The following is a 23,134-nucleotide window of genomic DNA, read 5'->3' on the forward strand; positions in this document are numbered from 1 at the left end:
AAGGCTTACGTTGAAGTGGTCAAACGTCTTGACTATATCCGACCGAAGGAACGCCCATGCCCCTGTCCACGCTCGCCGACGCGCCGGTTTTCGACCGCGACGGCTTCACCTTCCGCCCACTCGCCGTTCCCTCGCGCGGCAGCACCGAACTGGCCGTCTGGGCGCTGGACCTGGCACCGGGCGCTCGCAGCGAGGCCCACCACATGGACCGCGAAGAGGTCTTCGTCGTCGTCTCCGGCAAGGTTTCGGCCGAGATCGCCGGCGAGGAGGTGCTCGCCGGACCGGGCGACGCCGTCATCGTCCCCGCCCACGCCGTCCTGCGGATCGGCAACGCCTGCCCCGACAACCCCACGACGGTCACCGCCGTGACCTCGGCCGGCATGAAGGCAACCGTCGGCGACGCGACCTTCCCGCCGCCCTGGGCGCGGTAACCCGGCACCCGCGGCGCCGTTCCACCACGGTGACCGCCGAGCGACAACCACCGCATCCCGAAGAGAGGTCCGTCATGGACGAAGTCACCGAGGTCACGCAACTGATCCTCCACGAGCGACAGGCACGCGACCGGGGCTGGTGGCAGGCCATGCGGGAACGTCTGGCCCCCGACGCGGCCGTCCGTCTGAGCTGGTTCCGCGGGACCGGCGCCGAATTCGTCACCGAGTCCGAGGAGATGGCCGCACGCGGCGACAATGCGACACACCACCTGTGCCCACCCGTCGTCGACGTCCACGGCACCCGGGCCCTGGCGGAGGCACCGGCCACCATCCACATCCGCAGCGAACTCGGCGGCGTACCGGTCGATCTCACCTCCCACGCACGCCTGCTCTACCGGGCCGAACGACGGTCGGGCCGTTGGGTGATCACGTCCCTGGACGCCGTCTACGAGCACGACACCCTGCTCCCCGCCGTACCGGGCACCACCATCGACATCGATCCGGACGCCCTGCGGCAAGCACGCCCCTCCTACCGCATGCTCGCCCGCCTGCTGAACGCGAGGGGCTACCGCGTCGACGACCTCTACGGCGACGACCGGCCCGAGCCCGTCCAGCGGCTCTACCGGTCCCTGTCCGCCTGGCTCACGGCGTCGGGGCGCTGAGGTCCCCCTTGAAGCCCCGAGGGGCGCCGGTTGGGTCGGCGCCCCTCGGTCACTGCTGTGCGGGTGCTGCTCCCTGGTCACCGCGCCCCGGAGCAGGTGCCCTGGACGGCCACCCAGATGTTGTTGTCGGGGGTGGTGCCGCTGGCCACCACCTCGGAGTAACAGCCGTGCGGGAGCTTGCTGCCAGCATTCGCCCGGGCGCCGTCCAGCGAGCCGCTGACCCCGGTGACGTAGACGTAGTAGGTGGACGAGTCCGCCGTCACCACCGCCCGGACCGGCGCGGCAGTGGCGGCCGACGCCGGGGCGGCCAGCGCCACCCCGGACAGCAGGGTCGCCGCGACCGCGGCGAGTGTGGTCGTCGCGAGCTTTCCGTTCACGGAACCTCCCGATCAGTATCCCCACGGCGCGACGGTAGTTACGCCGTACGCGAGGAATCTAAGGGGCAACTTCGCATGTCGCAACAGCGGTTGCACCATGCGCAATCGCACGACGTAACCGCTGCCCCGTCCCCCTCGTCGTACGTGGCTTCCTGAGCGACGTCGACAGCCGGTCAGGGGTGCGGGTGCCGGTTCTGGCACATACTTCCGCCCGGTCTCAAGCCTTCGGTGACGAAGTCGGTCAGCGCGGCAGCGACGGCATCGGGCTGTTCGTCGGGGATGAAGTGTCCCGCGTCCGGCACGACGATCCCGGTGGCGTGGTCGGCCCACGGCTTGATGGAAGCCGCCATGTCGCGGATGGAGCCGTGGCTGCTGGAGATCCCGAGGACCGGGACGGTCAGGCGCTGTTGTTGCAGTGCCTCGTGGTTCTTCCGTGCCGACTCGGCGGCGTCCCGGTAGTAGGCCAGGGACGCGCGCAGACCGCCGTCGGCGGCCACGGACGCGGCGTAGTGCTCGGTTTCGGTGTCGTCGAAGGTGTCGGAGGAGAGGGTCTTGGCTTTCAGGAACCAGCCGACGTATTCCCGTTCGCGGCCGGCGAGCAGTGTCTCGGGCAGGTCGGGCACGAGGTGGAAGGCGAAGTGCCAGGTCTTCCACGCCTGTTCGGGGTCGGTCGGGATGGCGTCGGGGAGTGTGATGCCCGGGATGCCGGCGTCGAGCAGGGCCAGGCCGCGCAGGTGGCTCCGGTACGTCAAGGCGAGGGAGAAGGCGACCCACGCGCCGACGTCGTGGGCGGCCAGCCAGTAGGTGGAGACTCCGAGCGCCTCGACCGCGGCGTGGACGTGCGCGGCGACCGTGTGCGTGTCGTAGCTGATGTCGGGGCGTTCGGAGTGGCCCTGGCCCGGCAGGTCGATCGCGATGACGTGGAACCGGTCGGCCAGGTCCGGCATCACCTTGCGCCATGCCCACCAGGTCTGCGGGAACCCGGCGAGCAGCACGACGGCCGGACCGCCGGGCCGGCCGCCCTCGACCGCGTGGAGCAGGACGCCGTCCGCGTCGACCCAACGGTGGGTGAAACCGGCCAGGTCGGGCAGCGGCAGGTCGCGGACCGGGTTGCCGAAGGTGCGGGGGGCGGTTGCGGGGTCATTCATGGTTCTCCTCCACTGGTGTGAGGTGTGTCGACGGTCTGCTGACGGTGTCGGGTGTGCTGGTTGGTCCGGTGCGTCGGCCGAGCGCCAGGCCCACGAGCGCGGTGGACACGACGACAGCGGCGAGCATGGCGCTGGAGACCCGTGTCCCGACGGCCTGGTCGGCGAAACCGAGCAGCAGGACCGGGACGACGAGCCCGGAGTAGAGGAACAAGAAGTAGGTTGCGTTGAGCTCGGCCCGGTTGCCGGGACCGCACAGTGCGTCGGTAACGCTCAGTCCGTGTCGCAACAGCGTTCCGACCGCCGCGCCGGCGAAGACGGTGCCGACGACGAAGAGCGGCGCTGAGCGGGTCCACAGCGCGGCCTCGATGACGATCATCCCCACGGCCAGGAGGGCCGTCCCGATGTCGCGTCGTAGAAGGGCCGCGGGCATGACGATCTGCGCCAGCAGCGCGCTGACGAACAGCGCGCCGACGCCCACGCCGATGACGGCGAAGTTCGACACGCCCAGGTCGTCGCGCAGGAACGCGGGAGCCAGCGAGGAGAAGAACCCGTTGACGCCCGAGGAGGCCGCGACGAGCACACCACTGGCGACGAACGACCGCACCCGGCTCGATCCGTCGGGAAGGACCGGGCGGCGGATACGAGGCCGCCAGGCCGCCGTCCGGTCCGCGGTCTCGGGGATGACCAGCCAGCAGACGCCGGCGACGGCGCACATCCCCAGATAGCACCAGAACACGGTGTGAGTCGGTGCCGTGACGCATTGCGCCAGGACGCCCGCGGCGACGACCCCGAGACTCAGGCCGCCGACGTTGGCCGCGGTGCCCAGCACGGCCGCCGTCCTGCGCCCGCGCACGAGTTCCGCGATCGCCGACGTCGCCGTCGCGGTGATGAGCCCGGTCGCCACGCCGCTGAGCACCCGCGAGACCAGCAGGACCGCCAGGCCGTCCGCCAGCGCGAACCCCACAGCGCTCAGCGCCGTGAGGGCGAGCGAGAGCGCGAGAACGGGACGGCGGCCGATGGCGTCGGACAGGGAACCGGCCACGAGCAGGGTGCCGACGACTCCGACGACATAGGCGACGAACACGACCACGGTGGTGAGCGGTCCGAAGCCGAATCGCGCGGCCCACAGCACGTACAGCGGGATCGTCAGCGTTCCGCCCGCCATGACAACGGTGTAGACGAACGCGACGGCGCCGACCGCGAGCGCGCGGTGCGTGTGTCGCCGCGCTGGGCGGTGTGCGGGGTATCCGGCCGTGACCATGCCTTCACCCTACCCCATCTTGGACTGATCAGTTCAAGATGAGATGATGGTCTCCACCAAGAAGGCAGAGCACGAGGGAGATGCCGGCATGGCGGGCAAGAAGCAGTTCGACATCGCCACGGCGCTCGATGCCGCGATGATCCAGTTCTGGCGGGCCGGCTACGCGAACACCTCGGTGGACGACCTGTCCCGGGCGACCGGACTCAACCGCAGCTCCATCTACTCCTCCCTCGGCGACAAGGACACGCTCTTCCTGCGCTGCCTGGAGCGCTACACCACGCGTTACGGAGACAAGTACGACGCCGCGTTGTCCTGCGCCGCCGACCGGCCCCTGGCAGCCGCGCGGGCGTTCTTCGACGTCACCCTGGAACGCATCGCGGACCCCGGCCTGCCCGACGGATGCCTGGTGGCCCAAACCGTCATGGCGACCCCCGTGCTCAGCGCGAACGTCGCGGCGCGTGCGCGGGAGGCGATCGGCCTCCAGCACACCCGGCTACGCGCCGCGCTCAAGGCCGGCCGACTGCACGACGAGGCGGCCGAAGCCTTCGCGACCCACCTCGCGGCCGTGAACCAGTCCCTCGCCGTCATGAGCAGAGCCGGAACGAGCACGGAGCAACTGCGCGCCATCGTCGACGTGACCCTCGACGCGCTCGCGCAGACCCTCGGTGCGAGCGACTGAGATTCGTCCGGCAAACCGGACTTCGCCGTCCGCCGGGGCGCGGCGACTCGTTTCACGGCGATTTCACCGGCTGCTCCTAGCCTCCTGCCCGTCGTGTTCGCATCGCGTGTGACGCCTTGTCATGCCCGATCGCGGGGGAGTTGGAGTCTTCGGTGGACGCATTGCTGCACAAGCTGGTCTCCGGTGTCATCACGGGCGGACTGATCGCGCTCGTGGGGTGGTTGAGCGTGCAGAGCCGCAAGAGGAAGGTCGCCAAGGCGGAGGCGCTCGCGCCGGCTCCGGTCGAGGACCCCTCGCAGGCGCTGTTGCGCCGCGCCCAGGAGGCCGACCGGCACAGGGACGATCTGATGGCCCAGGGCCACTGGACGGAAGCCCTCCGATACGCCGGGGAGGCGGCCGATCGCTGGCGCCGGCTCACCGCGGCACGGCCCGGCCGGTTCCGCGGCGAGCTTCGGACCGCCCTGGAGCGCCTGGGTGAGTTGCTGGACAGCACGGGCCGCACGGCCGAGGCGGCGCGGGTCCGCCACGAAGCCGCCGGACTGGTCTGACGGAACGGGGGAGCAACCATGTCCGGTTCCCTGTGGACGGGTCGGCAGGGCGACATCCGCACGGTGTCCGCCGCCGTCGCCCGGGCACTCGTGGAGGAACTCGGCCTCGCCGAACCGCCCCCGGCCGGGGCCCTGCCCGCCGACAGCGCCGGCGTCCCCGCGGGAAGCCTGCTGCCGCCGCGCGAACGGTTCAGCGGGATGCCGGTCCGGACGCACGGCTTCGTGTACGTCGACAGCCAGGCACCCCGGCCCTTCGAACTGCGCCTCACGGTCCTGGGCGGACGCCGGTCGTTGCGCCGCGGCCTCGGGATCGGCCCGCTGCTGTACGCGGTGCCGCTGAACGCACCACCGACCGGCCGGGTCGCGCTCGGCCCGGCCCGCGGCCCCGGCCCCGCGTCCTTCGCCGGGGAGCCCGGCGTCGCGGGCCGGTTGAACGCGGACGCCGATCTGGTGCGCGCGGCCGACTCCCTGGCCCCCACCAAGGTCGGCCCCGACCATCTCCACACCTGGCAGGTGGACCGGTTGCTGGCCGTCGAACCGCTCGCCCCGGGCCCGGTCCTGCTGGTGCGCACGTTCCACCGTTCCACCGCGGGAGGCTGGTCACCGCGTGCCGATGCCGTGCTCGACCTCGCCGCCCGGGTCGAGGCGGTACTGCGGTGACTTCCTCCGACCACCAGGCGCAGGGCCGGCCACCACTACCGCCTCTTCCGCCGGCCGCGCCTCCCTTGCCGCCCGGGCCGCCTCCCGTCCCGCCTCCCCCCGGCCGCATGCGTGGGGCGCGTGGACCGGTGGCCGCGCTCGCGGGCGTGATCGCCGGGATCCTCGCCCTCGCCGTCGCCCTCACGTTCTGGGGCCCCGGCTCCTCGTCCTCCACCGAGGTTTCTCCCGCCCCCGCCGCCTCCGCCCCCGCCGCGCGGCCGGGGTTCACCTGGTCGTTGCGTACCGCGGACACCGGCACCTTCGTGGGGCTGTGGAGTACGGCGACGTCCGTGGTGCTGGGCAGCAAGTACGGGCTGACCGCGTACGACGCCGCCTCCGGCGACCGGATCTGGTCCTGGAGACCGCCGGGGAACGGGCTGTTGTGCAACATGAGCCCCGACACGTCCTTCGGCACGGGCGCCTTCATCTACGGTGTGTGGGCCGCGAACCCGGGCATCGAGAGGTGCGATCACCTCCAGACCGTCTCCCTGGCCTCCGGCCGGCTCGGCTGGACACGCCCGGTCGACCTGGTCGGGGCCGGCTCCACCGGCTTTCCCGACCGGCTCGGCGGTACCTCACTGTCCATCAGCGGCTACGTGGTGACGACGCCCTTCGCGGGGTCCCGGACCCATGACCAGCGCGGCACCGACCTGCTCAGCGTCGACGTGCGCACCGGCCGGGTGAGGTGGTCGACCGACTTCGGCCCGGCGGGCATGCCGGGCGGATGCCGCCTGAGCGGACCGGCACAGGCGCTGGTGGGGATGGTCTACGTCCTGGCCGAGTGCGGCGACCAGGCCAGGCTGTTCTCCCTCGGTGACGGTCCGCCGTCCCGCCCGGCCGGGATGATCGCCCTGCCCGGGTGCAACAGCGTGCGGCCGTACACCGCGGTGCGCCGGAGTCTGTCCGGCTTCATGACCGTCCGTGGCTCCCGTCTGCTGGTCGGCTGCTATCTGGCCGATCCGGGTGGCGGCTCGCTCTACGTGTTGCCCGCGGGCACGGGCCGGCCGGTCCCGCTGGACACGGCCGGGGCCGCCACCAACACGGTGGCCTTCGCCTCCGGGGTCGTGTACGGGCCGGCCAACCTTGTCCTGAGTTCGGACACGTTGTACCTGGTCAAGGGCGACAACCGCGCCAACGGCCGCACGGACGGCGTCATAGCGGTGGACCTCGCCACCGGACGGCAGCGCTGGAACACCACACTGCCGGGCGCCTCCTCGGTCGCTCTGACGGCAGCCACCGACTCCGGCGTCGAAGTGCTGACCGGTACGGGCGACCACGCTTCGCTCCATACCGTGACCCGTACCGGTCAGGTGACGCCGGCACCATCGTGGCCGACCGAGCAGGCCACCTCCTTCCGCTGGGACCCCCACGTCAACCCCCCTCGGGCCGCACGCACGGGAGACCGTCTCGCCATCGCCTTCCCCGGCTCGTACGAACCTGACCGGACGAGCCTCGGGGTCCTGCCCCTGGGGGTGCGCCGTGGCTGAGCCGACAGCGTGACCAGTGCGCTGGGCACCCCGGTACGCCGCGACGGCGTCCCTCTGCGCCTCGGATGAGCGGTCGGAGCCCCTCCGTTCCACAACAGGGCCCAGCTCCGCCGAACCGCCAGGTCTCCCATGCGTCGGAAAGCCCCCTCACATCCCGGACCCGTCACATTCCCGATCGCCGTACTGTTCAGCGATGGGCTCGCACCGGATACTGGCGTGGCCGCGACAGGGAAGGGCGAGATGGCCAGAAAGCCTGTGGAACCATCGACTTCGGTGACGGAACTCGCGCGTACGCGGGGGTTCGGCGATCGCGTACGCAGCTTCACGCCGCGCCGGGCGAAGCCCGACCGGGCCGGGGGCGTCGGCTGCCTGCTGGTCATCGTCCTCGCGCCCGTCGGTGTGGTGCTGGCCGTGCCGTTCGCGCCGTGGACACCGGGGATGCATGTCGCCGGGTATGTGCTGACGTTCGTGGCGCTCGTGCTGCTGACGGTGGTCAGCAGCAGGGACAACAGGGCGCGGGTCCTCCACGGCGATCTGCACGTCTACCGGGGCGGCCTGGTCATGCGGTCCGCCGCCGCGCCCGACGCCGGTTTCTAAGCCCTGCCCTGGCCCGAGATCGTGCCGTACCACTGGACCGAGTACCACGCGGTGGGCTCCGCGGGCAACACGCAGGCCCGTCCCTACCTGCTGCTGACCACGCACGAGGACGCGAGGTGCGGCGTTTCTCGGGAACGGACGCGGTGCTGATCGCGAGACTCGCGACGGCGGACGAAGGCCCCAGGGCCATGCGGCGACTTGAGGAGACGGGCTCGGTCACCTACGGCGCCTACACGGTGACCGCCGAATCACTGATCGTCCAGGACACGACGTACCCCTGGTCACAGGTGCGTCGCAAGCCGTTGCGGCCCGACAGCGTGGTCCAGACGCGCCAACCGAACGGCAAGTGGCGCGACTTGGAGATCCCGGAAGCGAAGACACCCCACAGCGCGGTGCTGCTCGACCTGATACGTCATCAGGTCGATTCGTAGGCGGGGCCACCGAGTGCGAGGGGGCCGTCTGGTGCGTCAGCCGTCGGCGAGGCGTTGGATGGTGGCGCTCAGCCATGCCTGGAGGTCGGCGGGGTCGCCGAGTTCGGAACGCAGGACCCGGCGGCGGGTCGAGACGCCGAGCACGAAGGCGTCGATCGCCGCGGCTCGGTTGCGGGCGTCCGCGTCGTCCAGGCCACTGTCGCGCAGGTAGCCGTGGAGCGGATCCAGCGAGTGGGTGTCGAGGAAGGCGGCCAGCGCCTCCGCCGCCTCGGGACGTTCACCGGACGCGCGTTGCAGGATGAGCAGCGGATCCTTCCCGGGCGCGCCGAACCAGCGCTCGACGATGCCGGCCGCGAGGCGCGCACCCAGCGTGGAGAGGTCACCGTCGAGCGAGGTGGTGACCGGGATCTCGACCCGGGTCGCCGCCAGGAAAAGGCCCTCCTTCCCGCCGAAGTAGCGCGTGATGAGGTTGGGCGACACCCCGGCGGCGTCGGCCACGCCTTTGACCGTGATCGCCGCGTACCCGTGCTGGGCGAACTGGCGTTGTGCCTGCTCCAGGATCCGCTGGCGAGTGGAGGCCGCATTACGCGAAGTCATGTGTATCACCATACACATTGTGTGTACGCTGATACACATGGACCACGGGTTGCTGGAACGAATCCAGCGGACGCGTCGTGTCACCACCCCTTGGAGTGACGACACGACGCGCGGCATCAGCGGCACTCACCTCGACGCACTGCTCGAACGCTGGGCGAACGGATACGACTGGGGTGTGCACGAGCGACGCATCGGCGCGCTCCCTTGGGTCACGGTGCGGGCAGGCGGCAGCGACCTGCGGGTGATCCACCAGCGGTCCGCGGATCCCGGCGCCCCGGTCGTCGTGCTGCTGCACGGCTGGCCGGACTCGGTGCTGCGGTTCGAGCGCGTCCTGCCTTTGCTCGCCGACATGCACGTGGTGGTTCCGGCGCTGCCGGGCTTTCCCTTCGCGGCCCCGCTCACCGTTCCCGGTATGTCGGCCAACCGGATCGCCGGGATCGTCGCGGACGCTCTCGACGAACTCGGCCACCCCCGGTACACGGTGTCCGGCGGCGACGTGGGCGGCACCGTCGCCGAACTCCTCGCGGCCTGGGAACAACCCGAGCTCTACGTCGACGACCTGCGCCGCGCCGTCGAGCTGGGCCGCTGAAACGTCAGCTCGCGGACGCTCCCACCCGGGCGGGCCACCCGGCCACATCCACCAACCACGCTCACAGCGGCGACGGCAGGTGCACCGCGGGCAGCAGCCCCCGCTCGATCTCCCGGCGCGGCAGCGACAGCCCGAGGTGCTCCCCCACCGCCCCGAACAGCCGCCTCGCCAGCTCCTCGTCCTCGTCCTCGGGGTCCTCGCAGCCGGGGAAGGTCGCCCGCACCGCCCCGGCCCGGCGCATGGCCGCGTCCAGTGCGGCGAACGCACCGAGCCGGTCCTCGGGCGGGACCACGGTCTCCAGCAAACTGTCACCGGGCTCGGCGGAACCGAGTTCGCCGGCTGCGTCGATGTAGCACACCCACGGGTGCTCGTGCAGGAAGCGGTCCAGGCAGACGAGTTCCTCGCCCCGTCCCACGAGCGTGTCCTGGCCCAGCCGCTCGAGGAGGAGGAGATGCCAGGTGGACCGCTCGACCTCCAGGACGTAGGCCCACTCGCCGCTGTGGCCGAACATCGCCACACTGTCGCCGGGGTCCACGCTCAGCCTGTCGAAGTCCCTGAAGAGTACGGGGTGTTCGGCCTCGCGGCGGTCCGCACCGAGGCGGACCACGAAGTCCACCGCGTCCACACCGCGCACCGCCGTCAGGCAGATGTCCGAGAGCATGCCGTCCTTGACGATCGCACCGCTGTACCAGTGCTCGCCGATCCACGACATGCCGTCCGACATCGTGCCGACCTTCTTCCTCGGGCTTCGCGCGCATGCTACCCAACCGCCACCGCGGTGCCGCCGTCACACCACGGACAGGACGATCTTCCCCCGTGTCCGTCCGGACTCGCCCAGGGTGTGTGCCTTCGCGGCCTCCTCCAGCGGCAGCACCGTCTCGACGTGTACCCGTAGCCGGCCGTCGTCGGCGAGGGCCGCGATCTCCCGGAGGGCGGCGAGGTCGGGTTCGACCATCACGAAGGCGGCGCGGATCCCGGCGGCGGCGGCCCGGTCGGCGGGGAAGGCGGGGTCGAGCGGGAGGATGGAGACGAGCGTGCCGCCGGGTCGCAGGGTGTTCAGGGAGCGGGCCGGGTAGTCGCCGCCGACCGTCTCCAGGACGACGTCGACGTCGCGGACGGCTTCGGCGAAGTCCTGGGTGGTGTAGTCGATGAGTTCATCGGCGCCCAGTTCGCGCAGGAAGTCGTGTTTGGCCTGCCGGGCGGTGGCGATGACGTACGCGCCGCGGGCTTTGGCGATCTGCACGGCCAGGTGGCCGACGCCCCCTGCCGCCGCGTGGATCAGGACCCGTTGCCCGGAGCGGACCTCGGCGGTGTCGACCAGCGCCTGCCACGCGGTGAGCCCGGCCAGCGGCAGGGCGGCGGCCTGGACGTGGTCCAGCCGCGCGGGCCGGCGGGCGAAGCGGCGGGCCGGTGCGGTGACGTACTCGGCGTAGGCGCTCGCCGGGTGCGGGAAGCGCGGCATGCCGAAGACTTCGTCGCCGGGACGGTGCACGGTGACGCCGATGCCCACCGCCTCCACCACTCCGGAGACGTCGAACCCGAGGGTGAACGGCGGCACTTCGCCGGTCAGGAAGGCACCGCGGGCCCGTGCCTTCCAGTCGGCGGGGTTGACGCCGGCCGCGTGCACCCGCACCAGGATCTCGGTGGGTCCGGGTCGCGGCCGGTCGGTCTCGACGACCCGCAGGACCTCGGGGCCGCCGGCCCGCTCCTGGCTGACGGCACGCATCCGGGCCGGTGTCTCCTGTGACATGACCTGATCCTTTCGACAGCGGTGACCGGGCGTGCACCCACGCCGCGCCCCGGTCGGTGCGTTCCCCAGCCTGCCCGGGACGCCGACCGTCCAGTAGTGACCCGATGGTCATCATCTGAAAGGATCGGGACATGCATCGTGTCGCGGTCCTCGCCCTGCACGGCGTCGTTCCCTTCGAACTGGGCATCGCCGGGCGGGTCCTGGGCGCCGCGCGGGACGCCCGCGGCCGGCCGTTGTACACGGTGACGACGTGCAGTGTGGACGGCGGTGCGGTGCAGGCAGAGGCCGACTACGAACTGGCTGTCCACCACGACGCGTCGGTGCTGGGCGAGGCGGACACGGTGATCGTCCCGCCCTCGCACCGGCTCGGGACCATACGTGAACACGGCCTGCTGCCCGACGACCTGCGGGCGGCGCTGGCCGGGGTGCGCCCGGGCACGCGTATGGTGGCCATCTGCAACGGTGCCTTCGTGCTCGGGGCAGCCGGGCTGCTCGACCACCGTCCCGCCACCACGCACTGGCGCGAGGCCGACCTGCTGCAACGTCTCTTCCCCGCCGCCCGGGTCGATCCGGACGTGCTCTTCGTGGACGACGGCGACCTGCTGACCTCGGCGGGGGTCGCGGCCGGGATCGACCTGTGCCTGCATCTGGTGCGCCGGGACCACGGCAGCGAGGTCGCCAACGAGGTGGCGCGTTCCTGTGTCGTTCCGCCGTGGCGCGACGGCGGCCAGGCCCAGTTCATCCGCCGCCCGGTGCCCAGGTCCGCCGAGTCCGGTACGGCCCCCACCCGGGCCTGGGTACTGGAACGCCTCGCCGAACCGCTGTCACTGGCCGACATGGCCCGGCACGCCGGGGTCAGCGTGCGCACCTTCACCCGCCGCTTCCGCGCCGAGGTGGGCACCAGCCCCGGCCAGTGGCTCGTACGGCAGCGCGTGGAGCGGGCGCTGCACCTGCTGGAAACCACCGACTGGCCGGTCGACCTGGTCGCCGACCGCGCCGGATTCGGCACCGGTGCCTCACTGCGCCAGCACCTCAACGCGGTGGTGGGGATCACACCGCAGGCGTACCGCAGGACGTTCCGGGGCCGGCGCGGGCCGGTACCGGCCACCGTCTGACGCGACGCGCCGTCCTCGTGCTGTGTGGGGATGTCCGGCCGTCGGAACCGGTGCGGGCGGTGTTCCCCGTCGGCCGGGCGGCGAAGTCACACGCGGCCGTGGCAGCGGGGCCGCGCGGGGATCTGGCGGCACCGGCGGCCTGTAGGCACTGCGGCGGTTCAGGGGCGGACCTGGACGCGGTGAGCCGCAGGTGCGCCGTCGGCGGGAACCGCGCCGGCCGCCACCAACGCCTCGCCGGTGTCGGCGAACTCCCAGCGGGTGACGCACGTCCCACCCACGCGCAGCGCTGCGACAAAGGCGGGCTCCGCCTCGCCGTACTCCCACGGATCCTCGGCCTCGAACCAGTTGTCGGCGTCCACGGGGAGACCGTGGAGCCGGGGGCGGGCCATCGATGGCATGGGGCTCACCGCTCCCCCGCACCGGGGCCGTTCCGTCCAGGTCGACCACACCGTCTCGCACCTCGTGTCACGCCGCGAACCCGGCCGCGGCTACGGGACGGTAGGTGAAGCCGAGACTCTCGTAGAGACGGATGGCGGCGCCGTTCCACTCGTCCACCATCAGCGCCGCGGTGCCGTGCGCTTCCACCGCCGCGGCGGTGACGAACGCGCACACCTCGCGGCCCAGGCCCCGCCCACGCGCCGCCGGGGCAACGGCGACCCCCGACAGGAACCCGACCCGCGGCGCCGACCAGGCAAGCGCCGCGACGGCGACCAGTTCCCCCGAGGTGTCGCGGATCCCGGCCCAGCGCTCGACGCCGGACACCCCTGGCGCCGCGTACGAGCTGGGGAAACCGTCCTCGATCACCCGCGTGACATCACCGGCGCCGTCGGGGGTCAGCCACACCGGTCCGCCGGGGACCGGAACACCACAAGTGGTGTCCATCCAGCCGAACGCCCCTTGGACCCGCAGCCCAGGGATCCCCTCCACCAGGGCGTCGATGAGCCGCGGTGGCCCGAACGGACGGTAACTAGGCCCGAGTTCACGCAGCGCCACGGCGGCCACAGGGACCACAGCCTGCGGATCACCGTGAACGGCCAGACGGTCACGGCGCGAAATCCCCGGGGACGCCGCGACAACAGCACAACCATCCGCGCAGGCCCAAGCACGCGACCCGGGACGCTCAAGTCCACCCGCCGCCCACACGCACAAGGAAGCCTCGTCACACAACACCGCAAGATGTTCGGCATCCCGAAGCTCGACGACCGTACCCGGTGAAGCGCACCCCATGCCCGCCATCCTGCCAGACGGTCAACGACACGAGAACGGACAGTCCGCCTCGGCCACGACCGCATCGTCGCCCCGACCTCTCCCGGCAGGGCTCCGATCCGGCCGCCAACTCCCGCGCCACTTTGAGCCAACTTCACACCCGCCGAGGCCGGATTACCGGAATGGACCTTGTCATGTCTGCGACGAACCCTTTTACTGCGAGCAGCAGCTGAGTTCGAGGAGGCGCACCAGTCTCATGATCAAGCGAATAGCCGCCCTGACGGCACTCGTCCCGGCCATGCTGAGCACCGCGGTCGTCACTCCGGCGCACTCCGCGCCACGCGCGACCGCGGCTGTGGTCACCCTCACCTACGACGCCAGCGATGCCGGTCAGTGGGCGGGCCCGATCGAGCAGGCCGTGCAGAACTGGAACAACGCGGTGCACAACGTGCGCCTGGAACCGGCGAGCGACCCCAGCTCGGCCGACTACGTCTACGAGGCGACCAGCGGCTGGCCGCAGACCACGTTGGGGCCGATCTTCCCCGGCGGCAGCGGCGAGGTGCAACTGGGCCAGCAAGCGGTGGACGAGGGCTACGACGCGACCCGGATCACGGCGCACGAAACCGGCCACATCCTCGGGCTGCCCGACGACTACAGCGGCCCGTGCTCGGAACTCATGTCCGGCCACGGCCCCGGCACCTCCTGCACGAACGCCAAGCCCGACGCGGCCGAAGCGGCACAGGTCGACGAGAACTACGCCGCCGGCACACCGAGGATCCGCCCCCAGCACCACCAGGTGGTGATCGACGTCTGGTCCGGCCGGGTCCTCACCAACTCGCGCTGACCGCACGGCAACACCCCTGCCGCGAGGACCGGCCACGCCGGAGAACCGACCTGTTGACGCGCGCCCGCGCCGACCTCGGCGGCCGGATCCGGCGTCGTCCGCGGGCGCACGTCCGGCGGCCGAACGCGCGATTCGGCCGCCGGCTCACCCGCCGCCGTCCGGGACGCCGCGATCTCATCGCGTCGGCCGCAGAACCCGTCGCGTGGCCTCGGACAGGGCCGTGGTGGTGTCGGGAGCGGCCTGCGTGGCGCGCCAGGCGATCACGTGGTCGGGGCGGACCAGGACGGCTCCGTGGTCGCCGATGCCGCAGAGGTCGGCCGCCGGTAACGTTCCCGCATCGGCCCGCCGGGGCAGCAGGGCCACGTCGAGGAACGCACCCCGTGGGTCCACAGCGCGGGCGGCCCGTGCCCAGTGGTGTCCTTCGGGCCCGGCGAGCAGCAGGTGGCGGCCGTCGCGGACCAGGTCGAGGGTCGATGCGCCGTCGTACGCGCCGGTGAGGAACGTGTGCGGCAGCCGGGTGCCGGGCTCGCCACGCCAGCGGCCCGGTTCGTCCGCCTGCGGCAGGCCGCGATCCGCATCGACGTCGGACATGCGGTAGCGGTAACCGATCGCCACCGCCGCCTCGCTGAGCAGCGGACGACTGCCTGCCGACGCTTCGGCGCGGTTGTCGAGGCGCAGCAGTGCCTGCTCGACCGTGAGTGCGCCCACCGCGTGGCGCTCGGGCTCGTAGTCGTCCAGCAGTCTCGGGCCGGCGTCGCCGCGCAGTACGGACACCAGCTTGGCCGTGAGGTTCCAGGCGTCCTGGATGCCGGTGTTGGCGCCGAAGCCGCCGGTCGGCGGGGTGACGTGCACGGCGTCCCCGAGGAGGAAGACCCGGCCCGCGCGGTAGGAATCGGCCACCCAACCACCCATCCGCCACGGCCGGGTCCCGGTGACCGTGAAACGCGACGCGGGGAGCCCGAGAGCGCGTGAGACGACGTCACGGCACCGCTCGGTGTCGAACGCGATCGCCGGGTCGACGGCCGCGGGGTCGTACGTCACCGACACCGTCCCGCGGTCGTGTGCGGTGTTCCACGAGAGGAAGGCACGTTCGGGCGCGTCGGTCCAGGCCAGGGCGAGGCGGCGGCCGTCCAGGACTTCGCGCAGGTCGGCCGTGAAGCCGATCTCCATCACGTGGGAGACCACCGCGCTGCCGCTGCGGCCGATGCCGAGCGCTTCCCGGATGGCGCTGCTGTTCCCGTCCGCCGCCAGCAGGTAGTCGGCCTGGACGGTGTACGGCTTCCCGGCCGCGTCGAGCACGTGGGCGACCACGTGGTCCTCGTGCCGGCCCAGGCGGAGAAAACGGTGACCGAAGCGCAGGTCGGCGCCGCGGGCTCGGGCGTGGGCGCGGACCACCTCCTCCACGTCGGCCTGCTTGACGAGTGCGCTGGGACACGGCGAGACATCACCGAAGTCCTCCGCCGCGGGCAGCCGCCAGCGCCGCACTTCCGGCCCGGCGAGGGAGGTCACCACCGCTGCGTGATCGGCCGGCGGCACACTGTGCTGGACGGCGTAGACGTCCTGGTCAACCCCCACACTGCGGTACGCCTCCATGGTGCGCGGATAGAACAGCTTGGCACGCAACCGGGTCGACACCGCCGTATGCTTCTCGACGAGGACGGGGGTGATCCCCCGTGCGGCGAGGAAGAGCGCCGCCGAGGCTCCGACGATGCTGCCGCCCACGATCAGGACGGCGGCGCGCTCTGTCGGTATCCGGGAATCCATGTTCATGGCCTCATCGTGTGCGGCGCCCCGGCCAAGGCCCATTCACCAGCCGTGGGCCAGCAATATCCGACACGTTTCGCGCCCGTACCGGTGGAATCCGACTGCCACGGCGCCATCGGCTCTCAGATCCTGCACACCGACAACGTCGGTGGATTCCGCCGCCGCGTGCCGGGATCGCGACTACAGTGTTTGCTTCATCGCAGGAGCAGGGGGGCGCAGATGGGCAAGCAGGTTCCCAACGTGACCGACGAGCGCTTATGTTGGCTGGCGGTACGCGACTACGTCGACAAGAAGTCCCGCCGGACCGGCCCGTTGGGCGTGCTGTTCATGGTGTTGGCGGCATCCGGTGGGACCGGTGGGCCCAACGGGTCGACGGTCGGCGGGCCGGCCGGCGCGGGGCTCGCGGGCGACCTGCGACGTGACAAAGCCAGTTCCCGCAAGGCCCGTTACGCCCTGGCCGTGGACATCGCGCCCGACACCCTCTCCGCGGACGAACGCAGACACCTGCGCGCCACCGGCGAGGTTCCGGCCTGGTTCCTGCCGGATGTCGAGCGCCGGGTGGCCGAGTTGAAGAAGCAGCGGCCGAAGCGGTAACGGACGGGCAACTGCCGTCACGGGTGATGTCGCCGGAGACCGGGACGTCGGCCGAACGTCGAGCGCGACGGTCAGCGGGCCGCCGCGCGTTCGGCGACGTCGGCGGGGGCGGCGGCGATGACGTCGTCGAGTGCGCGGCGGGAGGTTCGCAGGTCGGTGATGGCCTGGGTGATCCTCTCGCGCTCCCTGAGCAGGTCGGCGAGGAGGTCGGGACAGGTCGGCACCAGCCGGTCCCGCTCCTGGCGCAGGCAGGGAAGGATGGTGGCGATGGTCGCGGTGTTGAGACCGGCGGCGAGCAGACCGCGGATGCGCCGCACGGTGTCCACGTCCGCCTCGTCGTATTCACGGTAACCGCTGGGTCGCCGCCGCGGGCTGAGCAGGTGCTGCTCCTCGTAGTAGCGCAGCAGTCGTTCGTGGACACCCGTTCTGCGGGACAGCTCACCGATCCGCACGCGGACCTCCTCATGGATCTCTTGAGCGCGGGCACCGCCGCTTGACTCTCACACCGATGTCAGACTCTAGCTTTCCGGCCATGAGGAAGAGCTTCGCCCAGCTCGCCGCCTTGTGCGCGAGCGTCTTCGTTGTCGGTACGTCGGAATACCTGGTCGCGGGCGTGTTGCCCGAGATCGGCGCCGACCTGCACGTCTCGCAGGCCACCGCCGGGCAGGCGGTGACCGCGTACGCACTCGGCGTGGTGATCGGCGGCCCCGTGGTGACCATGCTGACGGGGCGGTTGCCGCGCAAGGGCCTGGCGATCGCCTTGATGCTGCTGTTCGCCGCGGGCAGCGCGCTCAGCGCGACGGCCACCTCGTTCGCGATGCTGTTGGCCGGGCGGGTGGTGTGCTCGCTCAGCCACGCGGCGTTCCTGGCGTTGGCCCTGGTGACGGCCACCAGCGTCGTTGCCCGGGAGAAGACCGGCGCGGCCATCGCCACGGTGGCGTCCGGGTTCACCGTGGCCACCTTGCTCGGCGTGCCGCTGGGTTCGCTGTTGGGGCACGGCGCCGGATGGCGCGCGCCGTTCGTGGCGTTGACGGTGCTCACCCTGGTTGCCGTCGCGCTGCTGGCACTGGTGCTGCCGCGTCGGCCGGCACCGACCGGTCGGCTGCGCGCGGAGTTGCGGGTGGTGACCCGCAAGCCGGTGCTACTGGCCGTCGCCAGCACGGCGGTCGGCTTCTCCGGCGTCGCTGTTGTCTTCACCTACATCGCCCCGTTGCTCACTCGGGTGTGCCACTTCTCCGCCGCGGCCGTCTCCGGGCTGCTGCTCGCCTACGGAGCCGGCAGCTTCCTGGGCAACCTGGCGGCGGGCCGGCTGACCGACACATCGATGTCCACGACCGTGCGTGGCGTGTTCGGCGGCCTGCTGGTCGCCGCACACGCCCTACGCTGGACCGGCCTGGCCGGCGCCGCGCTGAGCCTCGCCGGCCTGGGGCTGACCTACCTGGTCCTGCCGCGTACCTCCGCCGCCGAGCACACCGACGACACCGCGGTCACCGCTGCCTCATGAACCCTCGTTCGGGCTGATGCCGATGGCCAAACGCGAGGTCCCGCCCGCCTGGCCGCCATGCGCTCCGGGCCGCGCTCAGCCCGCGTCGAACGCCTTCCCGACGGTCAGCGTGTCCTCGTACAGGTGCATGCGGACGATCCGGTTGTCCTCGACCACCAGGTGCATGGCCGCCGGTGTGGTGAATTCCCTCCCGCTGGACGCGACGGTGTGGGTGAAGACCGCCAGCAGCACCACGTCACCACCGTCGACGATGACGCGCTCCAGCACGACCTTGCTCCTGCCCTGCGCGAAGTGCGGCCACATCGTGGTGAAGTACGGCGCGACCTCCTCCCGGCGGGTACGGCGCCCGGTCCAGGGCAGCGCGTCACTGCCGGGGACGTGCCAGTCGATCTCCTCGGCGAAGAGTTCCTGGATGCCGTCGGGGTCCTGCCTGCCGAGGCGCTCCACGAACTGCTCGGCCACGGTCCGCGAGGTCTGCGTATCTGTTGCCATCGTCCTTGTCCTGTCTTTGTCTTCTGTCGTTTCGTTCGGTGCTTGCCGCGCAGCGCGCCAAGGGCGTCTAGAGCTGGGTGGCGCCGCCGTCGACGAACAGTTCCGCGCCGGTGGTGAAAGTGCTCTGGTCGCCGGCCAGGTAGAGGGCGGCGGCGGCGACCTCGTCGGGGTGGCCGACGCGGCCGAGCGGGGTCGGTGGGGCGGGTTCGGCGGCGGTGGGACGGTCGCCGTGCGGGAAGGCGGCGAGGAGGTCGTCCAGGCCCGGGGTCTCGACGGGGCCGGGGGTGAGGGCGTTGACGCGGATTCCGCGGTCGGCCAGTTCGGCGGCCCAGGTGCGGGCGAGGCTGCGGATCGCGGCCTTGGTGGCGGCGTAGACACCCAGGCCCGGGGTGGCCCGCAGCGCCGAGCTGGAGGACAGCAGGGTCACCGAGGCGCCGGCCGTCAGCAGCGGCAGCGCCTTCTGGACGGTGAAGACCGTGCCCTTGAGGTTGACCGAGGTGGTGCGGTCGTACTCCTCCTCGGTGATCGCGCCGAGCGGGCCGTACTCCCCGACCCCGGCGTTGGCCACCACGATGTCCAGGTGGCCGCTGCGGTTCGCGATCTCGGCGAAGAGCCGGTCGAGATCGCCGAGGTCCGCGGCATCACCCTGGACGGCGATGCCGCGGGCGCCGACCTGCGCAACGGCGGCGTCCAGCGCGGCCTTGCGGCGCCCGGTCAGGTAGACGGTCGCGCCCTCGGCGGCGAAACGGCGGGCGATCGCCAGGCCGATGCCGCTGGATGCGCCGGTGACGAGGGCGATCTTGTCGTCCAGTTGTCCCATGAGACTCTCCGATCCTTGATGTAACCATTTTTGTTACATTGCCGGGCGCGGGATGCGACCTCCTCGATCGGAGGAAGTCGACGATCCGAGGTCAGGCGGCTCTCAAGACGTCCCGCAGTACGTCCTCCAGCGTGGTTTTCGCCAACTCCCTACGCAGGGCGGCCTCCACCTTGTCGTACACGGCGGTCATCGCCGGCCCGATGCCGTGGCCCACGACGCACTCGTGGTCCGGTGTCGCGGGATGCAGGGCGAAGACAGGTCCCGGCTCGATCGCCTGGTAGACGTCGAGCAGGGTGATCGCCGCCAGGTCCCGCGCGAGCATCCAGCCCGCCCCCGCCCCCCGCCGTGAATCGACCAGGCCGGCCTTGCTCAACGTGGCCAGCAGGCGGCGGATCACCACCGGGTTGGTGTTGACGCTCGTCGCGATCTGCTCTGAGGTGGCGACCTCGTGGCCACGCCGCTGATACAGGCCGATCCACGTCAGGGCGTGCGCCGCGATGGTCAGCCTGCTGTTGGCGCTCACGTCGGACTCCATCTCCCTCGACCCCCGGCTCAGTCGTAACGATAGTTGTTACAACCGCATGCGGCAAGTGTTGTGGGGCCGGCCGGACCGCCCTCGTCGGCCCGCCTGGCGTCTGCGGCTCAACTCCCGGTAACGCGCCGGGCGTTCGGTCGATGCGCCATGGGCTACGGCAGGCCGTCCGGGGCGGGTTCGCATGCCGCCCGCTCTCCGAATTCCGGCTGACGCCGACCCGATAGTGCGGGAGGATGTCCGCTTGCCGTAGTGACGAGCGAAAGGCAGTCTGCATGCCGCCGCACCCCGCACCCGCACCGCAGCCGACCCCCGAACCGACCGACCCGCTCACCGCCGAACTGGTGGTGGACGTCGCCGCCGCCGTGACACCGGCCATCTCGCCGGACGGCCGCCTGGTCGCCCACGGAGTGGTCGCGAACGGCGGAAAGGGCGGGCGTCCGCACGGGTCCATCTGGGTCACCGCCGCCGACGGCAGCACAGCCCCGCACAGGCTGACCGACGGCACGGCCCGCGACCTCGCCCCGAAGTGGGCCCCGGACTCGGCCTCCCTCTTCTTCACCTCCGACCGCGAGGAACAGGGCACCGCCCAACTCCAGCGGATCCGTCTGGACGGCGGCGAGGACATCGCCGAGGCCGAGGCCTTGACCAGTTGGCGCGGCGGCATCTGCGACCACTTGCCGCTCTTCGACGGCCGCACCGTCGCCCTGCTCGCCGAGGACGAACCCACCGCGGAGGACGAACGCCGGGAAGCCGAGTGCGACGACGCCAAGGTCTGGGGCCGCCACCTTCCGCCCACCCGGCTGCGCCTGCTCGACCTGGAGACCGGCGTGCTCCGCACCGTGGACGGCCTCGGTGACCGGCATGTGGTCGGGTTGGTCCAGCGTCCGGACGGCGGCCCGCTGGCGGTGCTGAGCTGGTCCACCCCTGAGCTCGACCCCGGCGTCATGACGGCGGAACTGCATGTGGTGGATCCGCACTCGGCATCCGTCCACGACCTGGGTCCGGTCGGGATCGAGGCCCAGTCCCCGGCCTGGTGGCACCACGACGGTGTGTGGCATCTGGCCCACCTGGCGGTGACCCCCGAGCACCTGGTCGGCGGGCTCGCCGTGATCGACACCGTCCCGCCGGCGAGCGGCCCGGCCGTCGGACACCGCGACCTCACCGCCGGCATGTCCGTCAGCCCGAGCGAGTTGGTGCAGGTCGCGGACGGGCCCCCACTCGCGCTGTTCGCCGACGGGCTGGACACCGCGCTGTACCGGCTCCACCCGGAGTCCCTGCGGTTCCACCAGGTGTCCGCCGCCCCCGGCATGCTCGCCGGGCTCACCGCGAGTCGCGGCGGGGAAACCGTCGCCCTGCTGGCAAGTACGGCGTACGAGCCCAAGAACGTCCACGCGGGACCCACCGGCGGACCACTGGTCCGGCTCAGCGACACCATGCCGGAACTGCGCAGGATCCGTTGGGGTGTCCAGGAGCGCCTTCACTACCAGGCTTCCGACGGAGTCCAGTTGGACGGCCTGCTGATCCTGCCGGCCGGCCGGAGTCGGGACAACGGTCCGTTTCCGCTGGTCACCCTGGTCCACGGCGGCCCTTACTACCGCTACGCCGACGAATTCGCCCTCAACGCGATCGATTGCGGCCAGTGGCTGGCGACCGCCGGGTACGCGGTCTTCCTGCCCAACCCCCGAGGCGGCTCGGGGCACGGCCACGAGTTCGCCGCCGTGGTCGCGGGCGCGGTCGGCGGCGATGAGTGGACCGACATTCTCAGCGGGATCGACCTGCTGGTGGCACAGGGAGTCGCCGACCCCGAGCGTCTGGGGATCTCCGGATGGAGCCACGGGGGCTTCATCGCGGCCTGGGCGGCAGCCCGTACAGACCGGTTCAAGGCCGCCATGATGGGCGCGGGCATCAGCGACTGGGGCATGCAGGCCGGGACCGGCGACTGGGGGCTCCTCGACGCGGCGCTCGGCGGCAGCACCGGATGGGAGGGCCCGGGACCACACGTCCACGACCGGCACAGTCCCATCTCCTACGCCTCCGGCATCCGCACCCCGGTGCTGATCCTGCACGGCGAGGAGGACACCAACGTCCCGCTCGGCCAGGCGATCCACTTCCATCGCGCGCTGCGCCACTTCGGGGTCGAGCACGAGTTGGTCGTCTACCCCCGCGAGGGCCATGGGCTCGACGAGCGCGCCCACCAACTCGACGCCCTTCGGCGGATCCGCGCCTGGTACGACCGCTGGCTGTAGACCCGAGCCGGGGCGCAACCACGACACCGCTGGTCCGCCTCTGGGCCGTGTCAACCGATCGGACGGTTGCGGCCGCTCGCCGAGCGCGACTTCCACGTCGTCCTCACCGCGCGCGACCGCTCCGCGGCGGAGTCGCTGGCCGAGCGACTGCGCCAGGACGGATACGCGGCCACCGCCCTGCGCCTGGACCTCACCGACCGGGCTGGCATGGCCGAGGTGGCCGATCACCTCACCCGGGCCTTCGGCCACCTCGACGTTCTGATCAACAACGCCGGCGCCCTGCCCGACTTCCGCACCCTCTCCGCGCTGGAGGCCGACATGGACGCGGCGCGCACCGCGCTGGACGTCTCCGTGATCGGCCCGTGGGCACTGACCCAGGCGTTGCTGCCGCTGCTGACCGCCGCGCCCGCGGCCCGGATCGTGAACGTCTCCAGCCTCGCCGCCCAGCAGATCGCCACCGGACTCGATCTCGGCGCGCCGCTGCGCTCCCCGGCCTACTCGATGGCCAAGTACATGCTCAACGCGCTGACCACCGTGCTCGCCCGCGCCCTCGCGGAGACCCCGATCCTCGTCAACGCCGTCGACCCCGGCAACACCGCCACCCATCCGGAGCGCGGCGACGACGCCACCGACCGCCCGGCCGCCGAGAGCGCCCGTGACATCGCCCGGGCCGCCACCCTCGGTCCCGACGGCCCCACCGGACAGCTCTTCACCAACGGGTACCCGTCCGCCTGAAGGGCTCTCGCGTCAACTGACGT

28 protein-coding genes are annotated in these 23,134 nt (G+C 71.7%); 15 read left to right on the plus strand and 13 right to left on the minus strand.

Going from position 1 to position 23,134, the window contains the following annotated elements; genetic code table 11:
- Positions 1–56 precede the first annotated feature (56 nt).
- Both SCATT_RS27775 and SCATT_RS27780 read left to right on the plus strand, forming a co-directional pair.
- Positions 57–431, plus strand: coding sequence for a cupin domain-containing protein (locus tag SCATT_RS27775; protein ID WP_014152107.1), 375 nt, complete (start codon positions 57–59; stop codon positions 429–431).
- Positions 432–505: 74 nt separating this feature from the next.
- Complete coding sequence (locus tag SCATT_RS27780; protein WP_014152106.1) at positions 506–1,093, plus strand: nuclear transport factor 2 family protein; 588 nt, start codon at positions 506–508, stop codon at positions 1,091–1,093.
- A gap of 77 nt (positions 1,094–1,170) precedes the next feature.
- On the opposite strand, the gene SCATT_RS27785 is transcribed toward SCATT_RS27780, so the two are convergent.
- The 3 genes from SCATT_RS27785 to SCATT_RS27795 all read right to left on the minus strand — a co-directional run bounded on the left by SCATT_RS27785 (position 1,171) and on the right by SCATT_RS27795 (position 3,879).
- Complete coding sequence (locus tag SCATT_RS27785; RefSeq protein ID WP_014152105.1) at positions 1,171–1,470, minus strand: hypothetical protein; 300 nt, start codon at positions 1,468–1,470, stop codon at positions 1,171–1,173.
- A 173-nt stretch (positions 1,471–1,643) separates the two neighbouring features.
- Positions 1,644–2,618: an alpha/beta fold hydrolase gene (locus SCATT_RS27790; RefSeq protein ID WP_014152104.1), complete on the minus strand. Its 975-nt coding sequence runs from the start codon at positions 2,616–2,618 to the stop codon at positions 1,644–1,646.
- Positions 2,611–3,879, minus strand: coding sequence for an MFS transporter (locus tag SCATT_RS27795; RefSeq protein ID WP_014152103.1), 1,269 nt, complete (start codon positions 3,877–3,879; stop codon positions 2,611–2,613). The genes SCATT_RS27790 and SCATT_RS27795 overlap by 8 nt, the downstream gene beginning before the upstream one ends.
- 88 nt (positions 3,880–3,967) lie before the next feature.
- Here SCATT_RS27795 and SCATT_RS27800 point away from each other — a divergent pair, with 88 nt between their 5' ends.
- The 6 genes from SCATT_RS27800 to SCATT_RS27825 all read left to right on the plus strand — a co-directional run bounded on the left by SCATT_RS27800 (position 3,968) and on the right by SCATT_RS27825 (position 8,320).
- Positions 3,968–4,558, plus strand: a complete 591-nt coding sequence (locus tag SCATT_RS27800; protein WP_014152102.1) for a TetR/AcrR family transcriptional regulator — start codon at positions 3,968–3,970, stop codon at positions 4,556–4,558.
- Between the two features lie 152 nt (positions 4,559–4,710).
- Positions 4,711–5,106: a hypothetical protein gene (locus SCATT_RS27805; protein WP_014626687.1), complete on the plus strand. Its 396-nt coding sequence runs from the start codon at positions 4,711–4,713 to the stop codon at positions 5,104–5,106.
- A gap of 18 nt (positions 5,107–5,124) precedes the next feature.
- Positions 5,125–5,766 carry a hypothetical protein gene (locus SCATT_RS27810; protein WP_014152100.1) on the plus strand — a complete coding sequence of 214 codons (642 nt, stop codon included), beginning with the start codon at positions 5,125–5,127 and terminating at the stop codon, positions 5,764–5,766.
- Between the two features lie 107 nt (positions 5,767–5,873).
- Positions 5,874–7,292 carry an outer membrane protein assembly factor BamB family protein gene (locus tag SCATT_RS27815; RefSeq protein ID WP_231904950.1) on the plus strand — a complete coding sequence of 473 codons (1,419 nt, stop codon included), beginning with the start codon at positions 5,874–5,876 and terminating at the stop codon, positions 7,290–7,292.
- Between the two features lie 273 nt (positions 7,293–7,565).
- Complete coding sequence (locus SCATT_RS27820; RefSeq protein WP_014152098.1) at positions 7,566–7,889, plus strand: hypothetical protein; 324 nt, start codon at positions 7,566–7,568, stop codon at positions 7,887–7,889.
- 116 nt (positions 7,890–8,005) lie between these two features.
- On the plus strand, positions 8,006–8,320 hold the full coding sequence (locus tag SCATT_RS27825) for a hypothetical protein (protein WP_014152096.1): 315 nt from the start codon (positions 8,006–8,008) through the stop codon (positions 8,318–8,320).
- Between the two features lie 36 nt (positions 8,321–8,356).
- Here the strand turns inward: SCATT_RS27825 and SCATT_RS27830 are convergent, their stop codons facing one another.
- Entirely contained in the window at positions 8,357–8,917 is a 561-nt protein-coding gene (locus SCATT_RS27830) for a TetR/AcrR family transcriptional regulator (protein WP_041823760.1), read from the minus strand.
- A 37-nt stretch (positions 8,918–8,954) separates the two neighbouring features.
- Between SCATT_RS27830 and SCATT_RS27835 the strand changes: the two genes are divergently transcribed.
- Positions 8,955–9,506 carry an epoxide hydrolase family protein gene (locus SCATT_RS27835; RefSeq protein WP_231904948.1) on the plus strand — a complete coding sequence of 184 codons (552 nt, stop codon included), beginning with the start codon at positions 8,955–8,957 and terminating at the stop codon, positions 9,504–9,506.
- Positions 9,507–9,567: 61 nt separating this feature from the next.
- On the opposite strand, the gene SCATT_RS27840 is transcribed toward SCATT_RS27835, so the two are convergent.
- A complete protein-coding gene (locus SCATT_RS27840; RefSeq protein ID WP_014152093.1) occupies positions 9,568–10,230 on the minus strand; it encodes a hypothetical protein in 663 nt (220 codons plus the stop codon).
- A 63-nt stretch (positions 10,231–10,293) separates the two neighbouring features.
- Complete coding sequence (locus SCATT_RS27845) at positions 10,294–11,256, minus strand: NADP-dependent oxidoreductase (protein ID WP_014152092.1); 963 nt, start codon at positions 11,254–11,256, stop codon at positions 10,294–10,296.
- Positions 11,257–11,387: 131 nt separating this feature from the next.
- Here SCATT_RS27845 and SCATT_RS27850 point away from each other — a divergent pair, with 131 nt between their 5' ends.
- Entirely contained in the window at positions 11,388–12,371 is a 984-nt protein-coding gene (locus SCATT_RS27850; protein ID WP_014152091.1) for a GlxA family transcriptional regulator, read from the plus strand.
- Between the two features lie 158 nt (positions 12,372–12,529).
- Here the strand turns inward: SCATT_RS27850 and SCATT_RS27855 are convergent, their stop codons facing one another.
- Together SCATT_RS27855 and SCATT_RS27860 are read right to left on the minus strand one after the other, a co-directional pair.
- The gene (locus SCATT_RS27855) at positions 12,530–12,730 is read right to left on the minus strand and encodes a hypothetical protein (protein WP_231904946.1); all 201 of its coding nucleotides are present in this window, start codon (positions 12,728–12,730) and stop codon (positions 12,530–12,532) included.
- 106 nt (positions 12,731–12,836) lie between these two features.
- Positions 12,837–13,382 (minus strand): GNAT family N-acetyltransferase, encoded by a 546-nt coding sequence (locus tag SCATT_RS27860; RefSeq protein WP_014626691.1) that lies wholly within the window; start codon positions 13,380–13,382, stop codon positions 12,837–12,839.
- A 451-nt stretch (positions 13,383–13,833) separates the two neighbouring features.
- Between SCATT_RS27860 and SCATT_RS27865 the strand changes: the two genes are divergently transcribed.
- On the plus strand, positions 13,834–14,421 hold the full coding sequence (locus tag SCATT_RS27865) for a snapalysin family zinc-dependent metalloprotease (protein ID WP_014152088.1): 588 nt from the start codon (positions 13,834–13,836) through the stop codon (positions 14,419–14,421).
- Positions 14,422–14,595: 174 nt separating this feature from the next.
- On the opposite strand, the gene SCATT_RS27870 is transcribed toward SCATT_RS27865, so the two are convergent.
- Positions 14,596–16,191: an FAD-dependent monooxygenase gene (locus SCATT_RS27870; protein ID WP_014152087.1), complete on the minus strand. Its 1,596-nt coding sequence runs from the start codon at positions 16,189–16,191 to the stop codon at positions 14,596–14,598.
- Positions 16,192–16,404: 213 nt separating this feature from the next.
- Here SCATT_RS27870 and SCATT_RS27875 point away from each other — a divergent pair, with 213 nt between their 5' ends.
- Positions 16,405–16,779: a hypothetical protein gene (locus SCATT_RS27875; RefSeq protein ID WP_014152086.1), complete on the plus strand. Its 375-nt coding sequence runs from the start codon at positions 16,405–16,407 to the stop codon at positions 16,777–16,779.
- A 71-nt stretch (positions 16,780–16,850) separates the two neighbouring features.
- Here the strand turns inward: SCATT_RS27875 and SCATT_RS27880 are convergent, their stop codons facing one another.
- The gene (locus SCATT_RS27880; protein WP_014152085.1) at positions 16,851–17,231 is read right to left on the minus strand and encodes a MerR family transcriptional regulator; all 381 of its coding nucleotides are present in this window, start codon (positions 17,229–17,231) and stop codon (positions 16,851–16,853) included.
- 80 nt (positions 17,232–17,311) lie between these two features.
- Here SCATT_RS27880 and SCATT_RS27885 point away from each other — a divergent pair, with 80 nt between their 5' ends.
- On the plus strand, positions 17,312–18,283 hold the full coding sequence (locus SCATT_RS27885) for an MFS transporter (protein WP_014152084.1): 972 nt from the start codon (positions 17,312–17,314) through the stop codon (positions 18,281–18,283).
- A 75-nt stretch (positions 18,284–18,358) separates the two neighbouring features.
- On the opposite strand, the gene SCATT_RS27890 is transcribed toward SCATT_RS27885, so the two are convergent.
- The 3 genes from SCATT_RS27890 to SCATT_RS27900 form a co-directional block, all read right to left on the minus strand.
- A complete protein-coding gene (locus SCATT_RS27890) occupies positions 18,359–18,775 on the minus strand; it encodes a nuclear transport factor 2 family protein (protein ID WP_014152083.1) in 417 nt (138 codons plus the stop codon).
- A 67-nt stretch (positions 18,776–18,842) separates the two neighbouring features.
- Positions 18,843–19,595, minus strand: coding sequence for an SDR family NAD(P)-dependent oxidoreductase (locus SCATT_RS27895; RefSeq protein WP_014152082.1), 753 nt, complete (start codon positions 19,593–19,595; stop codon positions 18,843–18,845).
- 91 nt (positions 19,596–19,686) lie between these two features.
- Entirely contained in the window at positions 19,687–20,118 is a 432-nt protein-coding gene (locus tag SCATT_RS27900; protein ID WP_014152081.1) for an Rrf2 family transcriptional regulator, read from the minus strand.
- Positions 20,119–20,402: 284 nt separating this feature from the next.
- On the opposite strand from SCATT_RS27900, the gene SCATT_RS27905 reads away from it, so the two are divergent.
- A complete protein-coding gene (locus SCATT_RS27905; RefSeq protein WP_014152080.1) occupies positions 20,403–22,376 on the plus strand; it encodes a S9 family peptidase in 1,974 nt (657 codons plus the stop codon).
- A 66-nt stretch (positions 22,377–22,442) separates the two neighbouring features.
- A complete protein-coding gene (locus SCATT_RS27910; RefSeq protein WP_014152079.1) occupies positions 22,443–23,111 on the plus strand; it encodes an SDR family NAD(P)-dependent oxidoreductase in 669 nt (222 codons plus the stop codon).
- The last annotated feature ends 23 nt before the right edge of the window (positions 23,112–23,134 follow it).

This window comes from Streptantibioticus cattleyicolor NRRL 8057 = DSM 46488 (assembly GCF_000240165.1).
GTDB classification, from domain to species: domain Bacteria; phylum Actinomycetota; class Actinomycetes; order Streptomycetales; family Streptomycetaceae; genus Streptantibioticus; species Streptantibioticus cattleyicolor.